The organism is Vibrio sp. 10N.222.46.A1 (assembly GCF_041473595.1).
In the GTDB taxonomy this organism is placed as follows: domain Bacteria; phylum Pseudomonadota; class Gammaproteobacteria; order Enterobacterales; family Vibrionaceae; genus Vibrio; species Vibrio tasmaniensis_A.
In genome coordinates this window covers 1-1,603 of sequence record NZ_JBFRSN010000532.1, presented here as the reverse complement: position 1 = coordinate 1,603, position 1,603 = coordinate 1, and the positions used below count along the sequence as shown (strand labels likewise).

The window sequence follows — 1,603 nt, the reverse complement described above, 5'->3', positions numbered from 1 at the left end:
ATGCCATCTTTGATGGCCATGACTGTGGTATAGCCCTCGTTAGTAGCAGTAAATACGCCAGTCTCATCAAAGCGCCCTACATCAGAGTTGCTTGTGTGCCAATCACTCACGTTTAAATCCGTCAATGTGCGAGATGAACCATCAGAGTAGTGACCAACCGTTTCAAAGGGCTGCTTGTTGCCCGCAGCAAGAGTTAGTTGACTGACACCTTTCATCACTATCGGAGAAGCGACGATATCAAGACGTTCTAATTTTATGGTTGATCCAGAGAAGGCGCCTTCTGAATTACAACCAGTTAATAACGTTAGTATTGGAAAAACCACTATTACAAATAAGGCTTTAAAACATTTAATCATAATAACTTACTCTTGGAACTGAAAACTGGGGATGGTAACTTCAACTCGGCGATTTTTAGCTCGCCCCTCTGCGGTCTTGTTGTCAGCAACAGGTTGAGACTCACCTTCGCCTCTCCACTCAAGTTGTGTCTGTGTGGCACCCAATTCAATCAGTTTATTGACGACCGCTTGAGCACGATGCTCAGATAGGTTTTGATTGTAGAGTGCTGAGCCTGTTGAGTCAGTGTGTCCAACAACTGTGGCCTGAGCTTGTGGGTAAGAATTTAATATTGAAGAGATTTCAGTTAATTGGTCAATAAACTCTTGGCTAGGTTCGCCTGAATCAAAACCAGACAATATATCTGTAGTTTTTGGTGAAAATGCCTGTATTTGAGGCGGTGTTTTTACAGTGGCTGTCTCTTTAACGGGAGTATCTTCAATAATAGACGTTGGCGCTGTTTCGACTAACGCTGGTTGAGTTGTACTGCCAAACGTATAGGTTAGACTGACCAACAATCCACGGCTATCATACTTACCCGTGTTTGACTTACCAATACTGTCAATGTATTGATAGCCCGTTGATAATCGGACGTTAGGGTTAAAGTGATAGTTAATCCCCACCCCACCGAGAGGAGAAAAACCTGTTGCATCGCTCTTACTTGAAGACAGTTGCGTTTTTTCCATGTCCCAATAAGCAGCACCAAGTCGACCGTATAAACTTAGGTTATCTTGTAGGTACCAATCGTAACGAAGAGTGCTTTCAATCAACCAAGTTTTAACATTAACCGAGTGGCATCCATCCGCCTTTAGTTCATCGTGATCTTGATAGCCTAAATCCCAACTCCAAGAGGGAGTAAACTGTAACCCGCTATAGAGACCTAAAATTGTGCCCTCTGGATTTGAGTGATTGCAATTCTCCTCCAAAGCCCCTTGGTATCCCCCTACTACGCCAACAAAAAACTGAGGGGATTCTGTCGCGGCTAGTACAGGAACACTGAATAAACAGGTAAGTAATATTATTTTTTTCATAAATCCCAGATAGATAGTATCATTTTTGAATAAACATTAAATATTCTCAACAGCTTTAGACCTATACCACTGTATAAGCGAACGTCCTACTTACGAGCTACGCTAGGTGTTCCTCTTACGACAGAGCTATTCATCGCCATATCAATGTTTTAAGCGCTTCTTTATCTATGAATATTAGAATTCAGTCTTCAGTCAAATTAAGGAAGCTAAACGAAAATTAATATTAATTAATTTATTAT

Annotated in this window: 1 protein-coding gene and 1 pseudogene; both read right to left on the bottom strand. The window is 41.4% G+C overall.

Annotated elements, in window-relative coordinates; all coding sequences use genetic code 11:
* Positions 1-356 (bottom strand): annotated as a pseudogene (locus AB4496_RS15295) (hypothetical protein); the annotation flags it as partial.
* Between the two features lie 6 nt (positions 357-362).
* Positions 363-1,364 carry an OmpA family protein gene (locus AB4496_RS15290; RefSeq protein WP_102258141.1) on the bottom strand — a complete coding sequence of 334 codons (1,002 nt, stop codon included), beginning with the start codon at positions 1,362-1,364 and terminating at the stop codon, positions 363-365.
* Positions 1,365-1,603 lie beyond the last annotated feature (239 nt).

Excerpts from the sequence above, each read along its gene's own strand:
- AB4496_RS15290 (WP_102258141.1), bottom strand. The coding sequence starts at position 1,364 with ATGAAAAAAATAATATTACTTACCTGTTTATTCAGTGTTCCTGTACTA.